The 15264-nt window shown below is 37.8% G+C and carries 13 protein-coding genes; 6 read left to right on the top strand and 7 right to left on the bottom strand.

Annotated features, from left to right (window positions below):
- Positions 1–20: 20 nt before the first annotated feature.
- Complete coding sequence (locus tag AC1DDK_RS21230) at positions 21–506, top strand: VOC family protein (protein ID WP_477634033.1); 486 nt, start codon at positions 21–23, stop codon at positions 504–506.
- 3 nt (positions 507–509) lie between these two features.
- Entirely contained in the window at positions 510–1469 is a 960-nt protein-coding gene (locus AC1DDK_RS21225; protein ID WP_288879494.1) for a 2-hydroxyacid dehydrogenase, read from the top strand.
- 131 nt (positions 1470–1600) lie between these two features.
- Here the strand turns inward: AC1DDK_RS21225 and AC1DDK_RS21220 are convergent, their stop codons facing one another.
- A complete protein-coding gene (locus tag AC1DDK_RS21220; protein ID WP_288879492.1) occupies positions 1601–4774 on the bottom strand; it encodes a PVC-type heme-binding CxxCH protein in 3174 nt (1057 codons plus the stop codon).
- A 276-nt stretch (positions 4775–5050) separates the two neighbouring features.
- Between AC1DDK_RS21220 and AC1DDK_RS21215 the strand changes: the two genes are divergently transcribed.
- Together AC1DDK_RS21215 and AC1DDK_RS21210 are read left to right on the top strand one after the other, a co-directional pair.
- Positions 5051–5986, top strand: a complete 936-nt coding sequence (locus AC1DDK_RS21215) for a D-2-hydroxyacid dehydrogenase family protein (RefSeq protein ID WP_288879491.1) — start codon at positions 5051–5053, stop codon at positions 5984–5986.
- A gap of 88 nt (positions 5987–6074) precedes the next feature.
- Entirely contained in the window at positions 6075–6917 is an 843-nt protein-coding gene (locus AC1DDK_RS21210) for a VOC family protein (protein ID WP_288879490.1), read from the top strand.
- Positions 6918–6993: 76 nt separating this feature from the next.
- On the opposite strand, the gene AC1DDK_RS21205 is transcribed toward AC1DDK_RS21210, so the two are convergent.
- The 3 genes from AC1DDK_RS21205 to AC1DDK_RS21195 form a co-directional block, all read right to left on the bottom strand.
- Positions 6994–8604 carry a coiled-coil domain-containing protein gene (locus AC1DDK_RS21205; protein ID WP_288879489.1) on the bottom strand — a complete coding sequence of 537 codons (1611 nt, stop codon included), beginning with the start codon at positions 8602–8604 and terminating at the stop codon, positions 6994–6996.
- A gap of 120 nt (positions 8605–8724) precedes the next feature.
- A complete protein-coding gene (locus tag AC1DDK_RS21200; protein ID WP_477634032.1) occupies positions 8725–9660 on the bottom strand; it encodes an NAD-dependent epimerase/dehydratase family protein in 936 nt (311 codons plus the stop codon).
- Positions 9661–9750: 90 nt separating this feature from the next.
- A complete protein-coding gene (locus AC1DDK_RS21195) occupies positions 9751–10365 on the bottom strand; it encodes a Crp/Fnr family transcriptional regulator (protein WP_172663137.1) in 615 nt (204 codons plus the stop codon).
- A gap of 200 nt (positions 10366–10565) precedes the next feature.
- On the opposite strand from AC1DDK_RS21195, the gene AC1DDK_RS21190 reads away from it, so the two are divergent.
- Complete coding sequence (locus AC1DDK_RS21190) at positions 10566–11216, top strand: family 16 glycoside hydrolase (protein WP_288879485.1); 651 nt, start codon at positions 10566–10568, stop codon at positions 11214–11216.
- Here AC1DDK_RS21190 and AC1DDK_RS21185 read toward each other — a convergent pair.
- Positions 11213–11701, bottom strand: a complete 489-nt coding sequence (locus AC1DDK_RS21185; protein WP_172663135.1) for a DinB family protein — start codon at positions 11699–11701, stop codon at positions 11213–11215. The genes AC1DDK_RS21190 and AC1DDK_RS21185 overlap by 4 nt on opposite strands.
- 32 nt (positions 11702–11733) lie before the next feature.
- Complete coding sequence (chrA, locus tag AC1DDK_RS21180; RefSeq protein WP_246269716.1) at positions 11734–13074, bottom strand: chromate efflux transporter; 1341 nt, start codon at positions 13072–13074, stop codon at positions 11734–11736.
- A gap of 377 nt (positions 13075–13451) precedes the next feature.
- On the opposite strand from chrA, the gene AC1DDK_RS21175 reads away from it, so the two are divergent.
- Positions 13452–13766 (top strand): hypothetical protein, encoded by a 315-nt coding sequence (locus AC1DDK_RS21175; RefSeq protein WP_172663134.1) that lies wholly within the window; start codon positions 13452–13454, stop codon positions 13764–13766.
- 43 nt (positions 13767–13809) lie between these two features.
- Here AC1DDK_RS21175 and AC1DDK_RS21170 read toward each other — a convergent pair whose 3' ends face one another.
- The gene (locus AC1DDK_RS21170) at positions 13810–14937 is read right to left on the bottom strand and encodes a S1/P1 nuclease (protein ID WP_337714818.1); all 1128 of its coding nucleotides are present in this window, start codon (positions 14935–14937) and stop codon (positions 13810–13812) included.
- Between the last annotated feature and the right edge of the window lie 327 nt (positions 14938–15264).

Raw genomic sequence — 15264 nt, 5'->3', positions numbered from 1 at the left:
GTATTTATAAATTTTTACATATGGCACGTGCACTAAAAATTAATCACGTTACACTAATTGTAGACAACCTGGAGAAAGCAGGAGAATTCTATCAAAATGAACTAGGTTTAGAACCACTTGCAGCATTTAGGTTCGACTACCCTGTAATGTTTTTTAAATTTAATGATGAACAGCAATTACATCTTTCCGAATGGGAAGATACCACTTCCTTCCGTGGACATATCTGCGTACAGGTTGATGACTTTAACAGCATTTTCTTCMGCATGAAAGAACTTAATGTTATTGACGTTAAGCCTTGGGGTAAGGTTAGGCAACTGCCTGATGGCGCCATGCAAATGTTTGTACGCGATCCTGCAGGCAACCTGGTAGAAATTTCCTCGACACCGGGAGGTGAAGTAGATCCATTGATATTTAAGGATGAGTTTTATGAAGAGGGTTTGTATGTTTCAAACAGAAATGATTTTAGAGGATTCAGATCTGATGATGCCACCTTATATCATAAATAGCTAATGAAAAAGAGCGTTTTATTGCTTGAAACTATTGATGATGATGCATTAAAAATCCTTCAGGATCATGTAAACGTATTTACCGGATATGATGATGCTTCTTTAACAGCTGTTTTAAAAAATCAAGAGATTCATGCCGTAATTACCCGTGGTAAGGGTCAAATAAATAAATCATTAATGGAAGCCATTCCAGCCTTGCAGGTTGCTGCAAGGTGTGGGGTTGGTTTAGATAATGTTGATGTGCAGGAGGCTACTGCCAGAAATATCATGGTGATAAATGCACCTGGTTCAAATGCAGCAACTATTGCCGAGCATACTTTATCGTTAATGTTGATGCTGATGCGCAACATGTACGAATCTGTTGCTCAGGTTAAACAAGATAACTGGAATTGGCGCAATCAATACGCTGGTGATGAGTTAAATGGAAAAACACTTGGTGTTTTGGGAATGGGGAATATAGGCAAACGTGTAGCTAAACTTGGCGAGGCATTTGGAATGAAAGTTCTGTATTGGAGCAGATCAAAGCAGGATCTTCCATATACCTATTTGTCAATGGATGAGGTGTTAGCACAATCGGATGTACTTAGTCTTCATTTACCATTTACTAAGGAAACAGGTACAATAATAGGAGCAGAACAATTGGCTTTAATGAAACCTGATTCTTTATTGATTAACACTGCCAGGGGCGCGTTAATTGATCATGAAGCTCTTTTAAATGCACTTAATAAGCAAAGGATTTCAGGGTTTGCAGCTGACGTGTTACCTGAAGAACCTCCTGTTCCGGGTTTCCCGATATTGCATCATTCCCGTGCACTTGTTACGCCACATTCTGGAAGCCTTACGGCTTCAACATATAGGCAAATGTGTGTGCTTACCGTGAAAAATGTGGTAGCAGTACTTACAGGCGAAAAAGCAGATGCCAAAAGCATATTCAATTTTAGCGCGCTTAATGATCGCGTTTGAAAGTAATCTTCATTCTGTTACTGTTTACGTCATTCTGAAACTTAAATCGCACACCGTCATCTCGACGATAGGAGAGATCTCTCCTATCGTCGAGATGACGAGAGCATTAACGAGTGTTTAATTTACTGGGGCTATTTCTCCAATGGATGTTGTTTTAACAGCTCAGCCGGAGAATAAAAACCTGTTTTAGCTTTCGTTGCATTGCGCACCTGCTTAACTTTTGCAGGAGAAATAGCTGATGCCTGATTACCGAATGAGTTTCTCACATAAGTAAGTACCGCAGCTACCTCTTCATCTTTTAGCATACCTCCAAAAGGAGTCATTGGTACTTGTCCACTATATTTTTTACCTTTAATTTCAATTGGTCCCTGTAAGCCTTTTAGTACCAGCTTAATTAAGCGGTCCTGATTTCCCGTAACCCATTTTGATCCTGTAATTGGAGGAAATCCAGATGATGGCAAACCTTTACCATCTCCCTGATGGCAGGTAATGCAAAAACCTTCTTTAGCAAATATTGCTCGTCCTTTTACAAAGAGCTTGCGCTCTTCGCCACTCAAAGCTGTGGTCAGCTTTTCTCCTTTTTTCTCTGTTACAGATCTTCCGTTTAAGTGAGCTATAGCAGTTTCATAAGGTGCTCTCATCCAATCATCAAGGGGTTTTTTGCTAACTTCCAGCTCTATAGGTAATGCTTTATCTTTAGGTAACCAAGATGCGGCAGCAATCACTTCAAGTCGAACCCTGCCGTTTTCATCGGCCGCAGACTGCATTAACAATTCCGGCTGATCAGCTATCTGATGTCCTGTGTATCTTAACACTCTTACCGCAGCTGCCCTTGCATGGAAATCCTTTGCTTTTAGCAACTGTCTAAGTAACTGATCGTCTACTTTATTTAACCCCCAGGTTACCCAAAGTGCCTCCAAAAGGTTGTGCTCATATCTAGGATCATTTTTATCCAATTTAGCCACCCATGTTTTCACCTCAATAAGCACGTCAGAAACTTTACGTCCGCGCAACTCAGATCGTGTACGTGATCGTGTTCTGTCTTCTGGTAACTTCAGGTTCTCCAAAAGCTCCGGAATGCTTGCATCTGCAATTTTTACTGGTTTTACTAGCGGACGAGAAGGGTAGGTGATTCTGTAAATTCGACCATGTACATGGTCTCTTAACGGATCCCGGGCATTGTGTTGCATGTGTCCGATTAAGATGTTGTGCCAATCGGCAACGTATAAAGAACCATCAGGCGCAAACTCCATATCTACCGGCCTAAAATTTTTGTCTTCTGCTATTAGTAAATCCTGTCTGTGTCTGCTTTTATATCCCGTTCCATCGTCAACAAGAGTATGTTCTTTAGTACCTAAGAAACCGATCGTATTATTTATTAAAAAATCTCCTTGCAGTTCATCAGGGAAGTGCCGACTTGAAACAAACTCCAAACCAGAGGTAGGACGAACACGATGTTCCGGTTGTAATAAATCTCTGGATTTCTCAGTAAACACTCCATATCTTGGTTTTACCGAAACTGGCAACATCCAGCATACGTCTGGGCTCGATGTTTCTGCATAAAAATTCTGTCCCCATTGATCAAAGGCAATACCCCAGGGATTAGGTACATATGGTTGGGCAGTGCGTTCTAACTTATGCAATTGCGGACTGTAGCGATAGAAGCCACCATTGGTAGCTCTAACAGGCCCGTAAGATGTTTCTACGTTTGTGTGCAAAAACACACCCTCGCCCATATATATAGCTCCTGAAGGGTCGGTAGTAAAGGCGTGTATATTGTGATGGGTATCATGATCATCAAAACCGCTCAACAGAATTTCTTTTTTGTCTGCTTTGCCGTCGCCATCAGTATCTTTTAAAAGCACAAAGTTTGTTCCTTGCGAAAGGTAAACCCCTTCGGCAGTGATTTCAAAACCTAACGGAAGATGTAGTCCATCCGCAAAAACGGTCTGTTTATCGGCTTTTCCATCATTATTTGTATCTTCTAAAATAATCAACTTATCATTAGGCTTAGCATCCCCAGGTTTGTAATGCGGGTAACTAGGCATGGTTGCCACCCATAATCTGCCTTTATTATCAAAAGTGATCTGGCAAGGTTTAGCCAAATCCGGAAATTCTTTTTCTGAGGCAAACAGTTCTATTTTAAAACCTGGAGCCACTTTTAGTTTTGCTAACGCTTCCTCACCAGATAAGTACTTCAAGCTCCCATTTCTTTCAGCATTATAATTTGTTTTTACTACAGGAGGAGGGGTTGTATTCTTATCCGCAGCAACCAGATCCATTTTTTCACCCTTTACGGCTTTCCAAATTGCTGTATCCCTTATTGCTGTCATTTCGCGGAGTCTTTTAATCTCTGCAGGATAATTATCAGGCCCAAAAGGATCGTATCTGCGCCCATACGCATGTACGCCATTTGGAATTTTAAAATCATTGTGCCATGTCCAGTTTTTCTCTAATACAGCTGCATGAACAAGGGCCCTGTTTTCTTCAGCTTTTGCTGCCATTTCACCAAAAATCTGATTAGCTAATAAAGGAGCGAAACGTGCATAGGCGGTGTCACTAAGTTGTGATCCATCTATAGTCAGGTATTTTTCGGTAGTTTCAAACCATTTTTTTGTAGGCGAATAAACATCAACAAAGCGTACATTATTGTTCGCCGCAATCTCTTTCATAGCCTCTGCATACAAGGAAAGATTAATGTTTTCCTGTTTTCCATTGGGCAAATCAAACTGTTTAGAAAGATCCTCGAATGCAATTGGCGAAACGATGGCCAATTGAGGAGTAGAAACACCGTTGTACTGCTGTTTTAAAGTATGTTTAATAAAGGCATCAAGTTCGGCCTTGTAATTTTCAAGGCCCTTTGGCCCTTCAAAAGATTCATTGTATCCAAAGAACGCAATAACTACATCGGCTTTTAGTCTGGTAAGCCATTGATCTTCGGTTTCAAAATGACCCTCGCTATCTGAATTGTTGGCAAGCTCTGTTTGGAATTTTTCTGCTCCAGGAAAGGCCCATGGCGACACTCTGCTGGCATGTGGCCGGAAACCAGGAGTATTCCCTCCATCACACATATTTCTTATATACAAGTTGAGCTCTGGATATCGCAAATGCATTTCTGTTTCGAAATGTCCATAGTTCATCATTCTTGATCCCAAATTGTTTCCTATAAGGACAATGTGAGTCCCTTTCTTTAATTGGAGCGGAGTAGTGCTTGTTGGTGTGAATTGCAGGGTAAAGAGCGCAATTACAACACCCGCCAAAATTGTAAGAGTAACCTTGGTTCTCTTTTTTGCGAATCTGATCATCTGATATTATATAGTACCTAACAAGTACTAAATATAACTTTTTATGCTATACAATTTAACAGTGTCTTAATAAATTCAAGAATTGAGTTGTTATAACTATCAATACTATCAGTCTGAATTGAAATTCTAATTAGTTCTTTGATCTAAAAGATCATATTTGCTTGCTTATCGGTTTTATTTGAATCATTTGTAACTTCTTCGTGATGTCTCTCTGACAGTAGAACTATTTATTCCTAATTTTAATCACAGACTTACACTTCATAAAAAATTACAACAATGAAAACACTTCCCCAAATCGCCATATTGGATGATTATCAAAATGTAGCTTTTTCATTTGGCGATTGGACCAACGTTCATAAAAAGGCCGACATTACCGTATTCAATCACCATATGGCTTCGCAAGAAGAAGTTATACGGACCTTGCAGCCATTTCAGGCCATCTGTGTAATGCGCGAAAGGACACCTTTGTCAAGAGAAATCTTATCTAGTTTACCTAATTTGAAGCTTATTGTTTCAACAGGCAGACGTAATGCCTCCATAGATGCAAAAGCTGCAGAAGAATTGGGGATTGCCATTTCAATTACCGGATATCATGCTAGTGGCGCGCCGGAAATAACCTGGGCACTATTGCTGGCAATGGCAAGAAATGTTGTTGCAGAATCGACAGCTTTAAGAGAGGGTAACTGGCAAAGAGAAGTGGGGGTGGATTTAAAAGGGAAAATTATTGGGGTTATTGGTTTAGGCAATATTGGAAGTACAATAGCTCGTTATGCAAAGGCTTTTGAGATGGAGGTGATTGCCTGGAGTGAAAACCTTACTTTAGAGAAGGCAAATGAACATGGCGTAAGACTGGTTAGTAAAGAAGAACTATTTAAAACGGCCGACTTTGTGACCCTACATTTAGTATTAAGCTCGCGCTCCAGAAACATTGTAACTTCATCAGAACTTAATTTAATGAAATCAACTGCTTACCTTATCAATACATCGAGAGGCCCCCTTGTAAATGAGGCTGACTTGATTAATGTATTGGTAAACAATAAAATTGCAGGAGCGGCTTTAGATGTTTACGATACTGAACCACTGCCAGCTGAGCATCCTTTTCGTAGGCTAGATAATGTGTTGGCTACACCTCATATTGGTTATGTAACAAAGGATACTTACAAGATCTTTTATGAGGATACCATTAGTAGACTAGAAGAATGGTTGTCATAATTTACCCCTTTTATTGTCGGTTATGCCCATCATAGAATCTGTTTAAGTATAGTATCTTAGTATAAGTAAATATTTAAACCTTTAGACTATGAAAAATTTAATTTATCCTTGTTTAACCATCAGAGGTAAGATTGCAGAAGCATCAGATTTTTATATCCAGACTTTTGGAGAAGGAAAAATCAGTCAAACCTCTCCATTCGTGATACAAATTGAATTAAGCGGACAAAAGTTTATGTTGCTTAATGATGGGCCAACTTCATCACCTAACCCATCCATTTCATTCATGGTCATCTGCGAAAGCGAAGAAGAAACAGAAAGATACTGGAATAAATTGATGGAAGGTGGCAGTGCCTTAATGGCGCTTGATAGCTACGATTGGAGCCCTAAATATGGCTGGGTACAAGATAAATATGGTGTATCTTGGCAGGTGTACACCGGAGATAAAAGTCAGACTCCTCAAAAGTTTTGTCCTACATTAATGTTTACAGGTGATAACGCTGGTAAAGCAGAAAAAGCAGTTCATTTTTACACGGACCTGTTTCCTCAATCCAATATCCAGGGCGTGCTAAAATATAGTAAGGAAGATGATGATAATGAAGAATTTGTAAAGCATGCCCAATTTAAGATCAAGGATTTTGTAGCTATGGCGATGGATAGTTCAGCCAATCATGGTTTTGGTTTTACTGATGTAATATCTTTGGTTGTGGAATGTGAAAATCAGGAAGAAATTGATAAATACTGGGGTCAGTTAACGGCCAATGGAGGTAAAGAAGTGGCCTGTGGCTGGTTAACTGACCCGTTTGGGATAAGCTGGCAAATTATACCTAAAGCATTAAGTAAATTGGTTAGCGATCCTGTTCGTGGCCAGAGGGTAATGGGGGCATTAATGAAAATGAAAAAACTGATAATTGCAGATTTAGAAAATGCGTAACAATATATATAATCGTAGAAGAAAATCAGAGGTTTTCTTCTACGATTATTTTTTTAACCAGATTCAGTTCAATTTATTAATTTAAGTTTACAGGTATTGTTTTAGTTATAGTGGGAACTGATAGACCGTTTTCATAAAATTTGACGGTTAAAGTTGCCGTCTTTGAAGGAAGAGTTCCAGTAGTAAAAGTAATTGTATTTAATCCAACCGTAGAGGTCTCTAAAATTGCCTTGTTTTTTGTCGGATAAGATATAGCCCAATTTTTATTTGTACCTAATAGCTCTGATAACTCACCAGCATCAGCTGTTACTTCCACTCTGAATTTTAGAGCGCTCTCAACTAAATTAGCGGATATTTCAAATATATTATTGTTAAGCGTAGTAGTAGTCGAATTCAGGATGTTTTTACCTTTGTATATCGTTGAACCCAGTGCTGGATATTCGATTAAATCAAAGGATTTGATGTAAGAAGTTGATTTTTTAAATTGATCCAAATAGCTAAGATTTATTTTATTAAGTATAGAATCCGGATATAGTGCAGTGTATTTAGCTTTTACCTGATTGATTACCTTGGTCGTATCTAAATAATATAGGTGAGTCATGATACTATTACCCAAAGAAACATCGTTCAGCAGACCATCAGTTTTTAAATCTTCTGCAATATCGTTTAGAATTTCAGTCAGCTCACCGTCTGATCTAAACCCAACTAGCATTGTGGATAACGAGAGCAAAATATTACTTCTACTTGAGGATCCAATTAGATTTACCTTTTCTGCTCTTTTAATCCCAGGGTTTTGAATACCAAAAACACTCAAAACTTCATTTACTGATTGAATTTTTGCATCATTAAAGGACTTTCCCTGATCAATTAAGTATTTTACCCTTGGTTCTTCCAGAGCAGTAAGAATGTTGACATTGACTGCTTCAGACGTATTGATCTTTACAAGACCGGATAATGATATTTGAGAGGAGGAGTTCTTACCTGATACTTCGTTGAAATAGAAGCCAGAAGAAACAACTCTAACATTTTTGCCCTTAAGATTTTTAACCCTCAGACTAAATGATCCATAATTATCGGTAATTGTACTATTAAAACTTCTGCCTGTTTGAGTTAATGTTGAGTCCATCTCGAATAGATATAAAATTGAACCTTTTAAGAATCCGCCCTTTTCAATTTTTCCATTTATTTCTTGTGTGCTCTCTCCATTTTTCAATTCTTCTAAATCGGCGGCCATCTTTGTTATTGCCGATTGTAATTCACTTGTAGCTGTCGCAGTGGCTTTTTGTTCGGTATCAATTTTATTTATCGTTTCACCTAATTGAGTGATTGTAGTTTTTAAAGACTCTAGTTGTATAATAGTAGCTGCTTGTTGAAGCGATGTTTTTAAGTTAGCTATGTCAACAGAATTGGTAACTCCGCCATTTTTTATTTCATTAGTAAGGGTCGATAGGTCAGATGTTAGAGCTTTTAAGGAATTAATCTCATCGGAGTTTAGTTTACCTTGTTGTTGCAAAATGGTAAGATTAGAATTGATATTGCCAATTTGATTTTCGATACCAGAAACTCTAGACTCTAATTCAGCGATCTGCCTTTTAAGATCTTCATCATTTTTTTTGCACGAAATTAATAGCGATAAGCTTGTTGCAAGAAATAAAAAGGCAATAATTTTATAAGATTTTGAGAGCATATGTTTTTTTCCGTAAAAATATATATTTATTCAATAAAATAGCTTAATAATGAAAATATTTTAATCGACTTAAACTATCGTTCCTTAATGTATTTGTGAGAATATTAACAATGTGGATTTTTATTTTGCCCGGTATAAAGTCTCTGACATGTGCTTTATTCCTTCTTTATAACTGGTGGGTTTTATCTTAAATGTATTTTCAAATTTTGAAGAATTGAAATTGTAGTCATGATCATATTGATAATACATCTCTACAGTTCCGGCTACAATTTTTTTAAATAAACCAACCAGCTGAAGCATAAATTTATTAATAGTAGTGTGAGCAGGCTTTACCCCATAAATTTCGGCAGCCAATGTTATAAATTCCTTTCCTGTTATTGGTGCAGCAGTAGGCAAATGCCATATCTGATTATCAGAATCTGGTGTTTGCCCTAAAAGATACATTGCTTTGCCAGTATCAGGTATGTAAGTGAAATTGTGTAACACTTTCGGGTCGCCAATCCATTGTGCAGATGTTTTTTTTGCATACTTATCTAATACCATCATATCCAGAAAACTATTCATAGAATCTGTACCATAAAAATCTGCAGCCCGGGCAATTGTAGCTTGTATGTTTCCTGCTTTAACCTCCTCCATCAGTTGTGTAGCTATACGCGCCCTAACTTCACCTTTCACACTAATTGGGTTGTATGGTGTTGTCTCAAGCATGGGACCTTTAACCAGCCCGTACATATACACATTGTCGAAAAATATTAACCTCGCCTGCGTTTCTTTTGATGCGTTAATCAGGTTCTGCATAATTACTGGCCATTGTTGCTGCCATATGGTTTTATCATAAATCAGACCTGCGCACATGTAAACTACAGCAGAACCTTTTACAGCAGCCAATACCTCTGCATAGTTTAACAGATMAGCTTTTTGCCAKGTAACGTTGGTACCTGTAACTTTAAGTGGCCTGCGACTTACCAGGCGAATAGTTTCATTAGGATTATGGTTTAATAATTCTTTTGTAAGCGCGTTTGCTGTTGGCCCGCCGGCACCTAATATAGTATGCATGTCTTTTCGATTTGTATGATACAAATATAGCTGAGGTCTGTAAACCAAAACGTTAACAAAAGATAAGAAATTAATTATGGGTGCCTGGAGTTAGGCGTATATTAAAGTCCTTTTTCTTATCCGCGAAAGTGACACAGGTGTAATGCCCAAAAAATTGGCAACATAATGTTGTGGTACACGTTGCATAATTTCAGGCGTTGTTTCGAGCATTTTAAGATAACGTTCTTCAGGAGTTTCAGTAATAAAAGATGTGATCCTGTCTTCGTAACAGCAGATGTAATGTTCTGCAACCAATCGGCCGAAACGTTCCATCTTGTAGCCCAATAATGGATGATTAAGCATCAGGTCCATGTTTTTACGGGAAATAAGTATCAGTCCCGTTTGTTCAAGCGCTTGTATGTATCCAGTGCAGGGGTGCTGCGTAAGAAAGCTTTTGTAAGAGCTTACAAATTCATTTTCAAAACTGAAATACCCAGTTATTTCTATGCCATCCTTAACATGGTAATAGCGAACTGAACCATTTACAATAAATCCAATATCATTACAAACTTTATCCTTAACTGAAAAATGATCCCTCTTTTTAATAACCTTATAGTTAAGGTGCGATATGAATTCAGTCCATTCAGTGTCATCAAAAGTGATGAAATGCGCTAATCCTTTACGAAATATATCTAAAGCTTCATTTGAAATGTTGGAACTGATCATAAGGAATGAATTATATGATATAGACGATTCTAAAAGTAAAAATAAGGTTTTATTTCTTTTTACTAATCATTTCAAGGATGGATACTGTTCTTATCCGAACGGTAGATGTTCAATTTTGAACAGCATGGGTAGTCAAAAGCCTTATTAAGGTAGGTAAATTCATTGGCATAGCTCTTGAACTGTAAAGGAAAATTAACAATATGAAAAGTCCAAAATCCTTACTTATACTTTTGACACTCATTTTTTCGGTTAGTGTAAAAGTATCGGCTCAGAAAACAGTAACTGTAGACATTACAAAGGTTACACATACCGTAAATCGAACCATAAATATGAGTGGTTCATCTCAAAAGCCCACTTTACATATAAATTCAAAGTATGATGCAGGCTTTGCTGTAATAAAACACCGCGATTTTAAAAACGGTGAGATAACGTTTGAGGTGAAGGGTGAAGATATTTTCCAGAAAAGCTTTGTTGGATTTGCTTTCCACATACAAAACGATTCTACTTATGAGGCAATCTATTTTAGGCCATTTAATTTTAGATCTGATAACGAGCTGCGTAAAAAACATGCTGTCCAATATATTTCTCTTCCCGGTAATGACTGGCCAAAGCTTAGAGAAGCTTCTCCATTAAAGTATGAGCAACCGATCGGAGAGGATGTTAATCCGGCAGAATGGTTTAAGGTTCGGATTAAAGTGGAAGCAAAAATGATCAGTGTCTATGTAAATGAAAACCCTAAGCCATGCTTGGAAGTGGTTCCTTTAAGCAATCTAAATTCCGGGAAGATAGCTTTCTGGACCGGCAGCGAATCTGCAGGAGATTTCAGAAACTTAAAAATCACAGAAAACTAACCTTTGCTTTGGTTTTCAGCTGCTTGTAAGAGTATTTTTTTTATCAGCGCAATCTGTCCTAAATGGTAATGAGTGTGTTCAATAATCCCTTGGATATTTCTGTAGTAGGTTCCGTATTTCTCATCTGTAAAGTTTTCCCAAAGTTTATGCTCTGGCAACTGCTCAATCAGTAAAGTGAAGGTTTCTGCATCGGCAAAGGTTTTGTCCAGCAAATTATCCCAGTCTCTTTGTGACTCGATTGGAGGAAGGTCAAAACTATATTTGTCGCTAGCCTCAAGTGGTTCTCCTTGTAATACCTTTAGCACTGCACTTATGTAGTAATTCACATGATAAACTAAGGTAGCGATGGTATTAAAAGAATGAACCTGCATTGTTGCTTGTTGCCAGTTTACATCCGTCAAATTGTCTTTAAGGTTTGATGATGTCCAGTTCCCGCCAAAATGAACATCTTTTAAGTGCTTTGCTAATTGCGCTGGTAAATTCATGCTATTTAATATTAAACAGTTAAATTATAATTTTATCTGAAAATATAAAAATGGGCGAGGCCGAAAAATAAGCTCAGTCCAATAATATAGAGGACGTTAACTTTAAATTTTTTCATTAACACCAGGGTGATAATAATCCAGGCCAATGAGTAAAAATCAATATATTTAAAAGATACTCCACCGGGGAAAATAATATCCTTTCCCAGAAATAAGGTGAGGTTTAAAATCACTCCCACAACTGCAGCTGTTACAAATCCCAGAACATTGCCAATTGTTTTATTTCCATGTGTTTTTTCAATAATCGGTCCGCCAACAAATATGAATAAGAATGAAGGTAAAAAGGTATTGAAGGTTGTAATTAAAAGCCCAATTGTGCCCATAAGGATAGAACCTGAAAAATGATTAAAGGCTGCCATAAATCCTACGTAACACACCACAATAATTAATGGGCCGGGAGTTGTTTCAGCAAGGGCAAAACCATCAATCATTTGCATCTTACTTAGCCAGTTCAGCTTCGAAACACTAAACTGTGCAACATATGGTAAAACAGTATAAGATCCTCCTATTGTAAATAATGCAGTTTGGGTAAAGAAGAGGCTTAGGTCTTTCCAAAATTGAAAATCAACAGAAAGAAAGTACAACAAAAGTAAAGGAATTAGCCAGATCAGCGCAAAAATAGCCGTTTGCCGTAAAGACTTGCTATTGGGTGTGTTTGTGCCACGTGCCACAGAGTTTTTATTAAAATAGAAAGTTTCTTCATTAGAAGAGGTTAGGTTATTCTCCGAAATTCTATTAGCAGATAGCGCAGGCCACAATCGTTGGATTAGAACAGCGAGTAAAATCGTTCCTATTATGATCAGGAACATCGAGATGTTAAAGAAGAAAATACAGATAAAGGCTAAAGCGCACATTAAAATATGAAGCCTGGTATGGAGTGCTTTTTTGCCTATACCTAACAGCGCTACTATTATGATGGAGATAACAGCAGGCTTAAATCCATTGAACATAGCAAACATCCATGGCTGATTTCCATAAGAAACGTACAGTATGCTTAGTAATAGCAAAATAAACATGGAGGGAAGTACAAATAAAATGCCGGCTATTAGTCCGCCCTTTTTACCATGTAGCTGCCAGCCAATATAAATGGCTAATTGCTGGGCTTCTGGACCGGGCAAAAGCATGCAAAGGCTTAATGCGTGGAAAAATCTGCTGTTGCTAATCCATTTTTTTTGACCTACCAATTCCTCATGCATAATATTGATATGGCCTGCCGTGCCTCCAAAACTTATCCAACCCAATTTAAACCAAAATTTTAAAGCTTCTTTAAATGAGGGCTTACCTTGGGGCATAACATTTCTATCTCTATTTTTCAACGTAGTCAATTAGGTTTCTATAATGGTAAAAGGAAAAATCAGGAACTATGCAAAAATAAGCAAATTAACGTCCTTAAGCAAAGATATGGTTGAGTGTTTTTTGTGATTAATTAAGGTTATTTTTGGGCTTCAGGATTGATTTTATTGTGCTTGTATAATCCCTTTGTTGTGTGTGGGGTATTAAGATGTAAGAGAGCTTTAAAATGAGAAATCGATTTTGAATTATGTTGCTTTTCTTTAAGGGCTGTTTAAACGCAGATGAAAGATTTTTTTTCTCTTGTTAATCAGGTACTAAACTTTAAATTATGTTAAATTCAGTTGCATAATTTGTGGCTCTGCATCTTTTTGGTAATATTAGCGGCACTTGAGGATTACTTATGACTACCGTTACTGTACTTGCTATAATTGAACCAGACCTTAAACCCGCACCTCCATTGTCAAAGGTGATGCATGAAAGACTCTCCCGCTTTGCAGCTGAGCTGCAGGATTCATTAACAAAAGAACTTATCGAAAACCGGAACTGCGAAGATCTGGTTATTTACATCAACTATAATAGCAAGTATGCTGTTCGGTGGAAGATTGTAAATGACGTTCCTTCTGCCGTTGAATCTGAAGTTGCCAGGCAATGTGCTAAACTTGGGTTTATTATATGGAAGGGTAGCGAGATCTATAATTTCAAATCAAGAGAATGACTACAGCTAGAAATGCTGTAGTCATTCATCTCATTATTGGTACTTAAAACTTGATCAGGCTAGGGTCAGTCACTACCATCTCTGGTTTATTTTTAAATAAGCTCACTGTGCCTTGAATAGTGATGGTTTTTCCGTTAATCTTATCTGCCAATACTTTCGCTTTCCCTTTTAGCGCTAGGGTAAGGAGTTGATTGGGATGCGCTGCTCCAACATTAACTAATACCATACTTTTAATGTCTTTCAGGCTAAATACCTTGCCTGTTACTATTACATTCTTGCCAACAGAGCTCTTTAGGTCAGTTAATTTTACCGTGATTGCTTTAGCCAAAGGTTTGGACGGAACTACAGCGATAGGTACTATCGGTTTTTCTATAGGGCGAGTCTGTTGTTGTTCGTTAAATAGTTTGTTTAATTCTCCAGCCAATCGTATACCAGCTTGAGCAATGCGCAGGTGGACAATTGCGATTGATCTTTTGTAGCTAGCTTCATCAATGTTACTACCTGGCTGAGTGTCGTCGTAGATCTGAGTGCTTACCTGGTAACTTTCCCATAGCCATTGCATAGGGCTATCGGCCTGCCATTTCTTCACTTGTTCCGGGTTGGCCCAATCGTATTTTTTTGCCATTTCAGCATAATTGAATCCTTCATGGTCTATAAGTTTTCCATCCCATAAGGCATGCAAATTAGTTCCATTTCCATTAAATCTTACCTGTACATCATTGCCGCCCTTATCTTCGGCACGGCTAACATGCATGGGTTGGTGTGCATCACCAACAAGATGAATCAGGAATTTTAATGCCTGATTTTTTTGTGCCAAACTAAGTGTTTTATCTTTAAGGTTTGCCTCTGCTTTTAAAATTGCAGTATAAACATTGTCTTTGTCTTGTTTAATAACGTAATCTGTAAACTGCTCTTTGGTTAATCCCATTGGAAGGTTGATGTAATGCCAGGATGCAGTTTTTTTATATTGAGGATCATCACTAATCTCATCAGCCCAAGTACTTGCCTCGCTCATGGTTTCACCTTTCAGATAGGTGCTTACTATGGTTTTTGTGTTTGGAGCTAAGTGTTTTTCTGCAATAGTGGCAATGGCTTTATGACCTTTCTGGCCCCAGGATACCAGGGCTATGGTCAATATAATTAGGGATGCGCTTAGGGTATATTGTCTCATGGCCCAAAGTTAATCAGGCGCAAAAGAATTCGGAATTTTAGTTGCCAACATTTTGTTTTCTTACTTGTATCTTTTGTGTTAGGTATTCGTCACAACATATTTCTTTCTCGCCATCTCGACGATAGGAGAGATCTCTTGACCATGAAGTAGCTACACAGCAAATTAGCATAAACAAGAGATCTCTCCTATCGTCCTTTAGATTTGTTTTTGATAATTTAGAATGAGAAGGAAGCAGAAGTAAACTATTCGTTCCTCAGAGTTTAGACTCATATCTCGATTTAGACTTCTGCATCCCTTTCATCAGGAACTCAAATAGAAATTAGGGCT

The sequence above is a fragment of the Pedobacter sp. 05T44 genome (assembly GCF_056395985.1).
This window is presented reverse-complemented; position numbering and strand designations above follow the sequence as displayed.

Excerpts from the sequence above, each read along its gene's own strand:
- AC1DDK_RS21225 (WP_288879494.1), top strand. The coding sequence starts at position 510 with ATGAAAAAGAGCGTTTTATTGCTTGAAACTATTGATGATGATGCATTA.
- AC1DDK_RS21205 (WP_288879489.1), bottom strand. The coding sequence starts at position 8,604 with ATGCTCTCAAAATCTTATAAAATTATTGCCTTTTTATTTCTTGCAACA.
- AC1DDK_RS21220 (WP_288879492.1), bottom strand. The coding sequence starts at position 4,774 with ATGATCAGATTCGCAAAAAAGAGAACCAAGGTTACTCTTACAATTTTG.
- AC1DDK_RS21210 (WP_288879490.1), top strand. The coding sequence starts at position 6,075 with ATGAAAAATTTAATTTATCCTTGTTTAACCATCAGAGGTAAGATTGCA.
- AC1DDK_RS21185 (WP_172663135.1), bottom strand. The coding sequence starts at position 11,701 with ATGAATTTACCAGCGCAATTAGCAAAGCACTTAAAAGATGTTCATTTT.
- AC1DDK_RS21215 (WP_288879491.1), top strand. The coding sequence starts at position 5,051 with ATGAAAACACTTCCCCAAATCGCCATATTGGATGATTATCAAAATGTA.
- AC1DDK_RS21175 (WP_172663134.1), top strand. The coding sequence starts at position 13,452 with ATGACTACCGTTACTGTACTTGCTATAATTGAACCAGACCTTAAACCC.
- AC1DDK_RS21170 (WP_337714818.1), bottom strand. The coding sequence starts at position 14,937 with ATGAGACAATATACCCTAAGCGCATCCCTAATTATATTGACCATAGCC.
- AC1DDK_RS21195 (WP_172663137.1), bottom strand. The coding sequence starts at position 10,365 with ATGATCAGTTCCAACATTTCAAATGAAGCTTTAGATATATTTCGTAAA.
- AC1DDK_RS21190 (WP_288879485.1), top strand. The coding sequence starts at position 10,566 with ATGAAAAGTCCAAAATCCTTACTTATACTTTTGACACTCATTTTTTCG.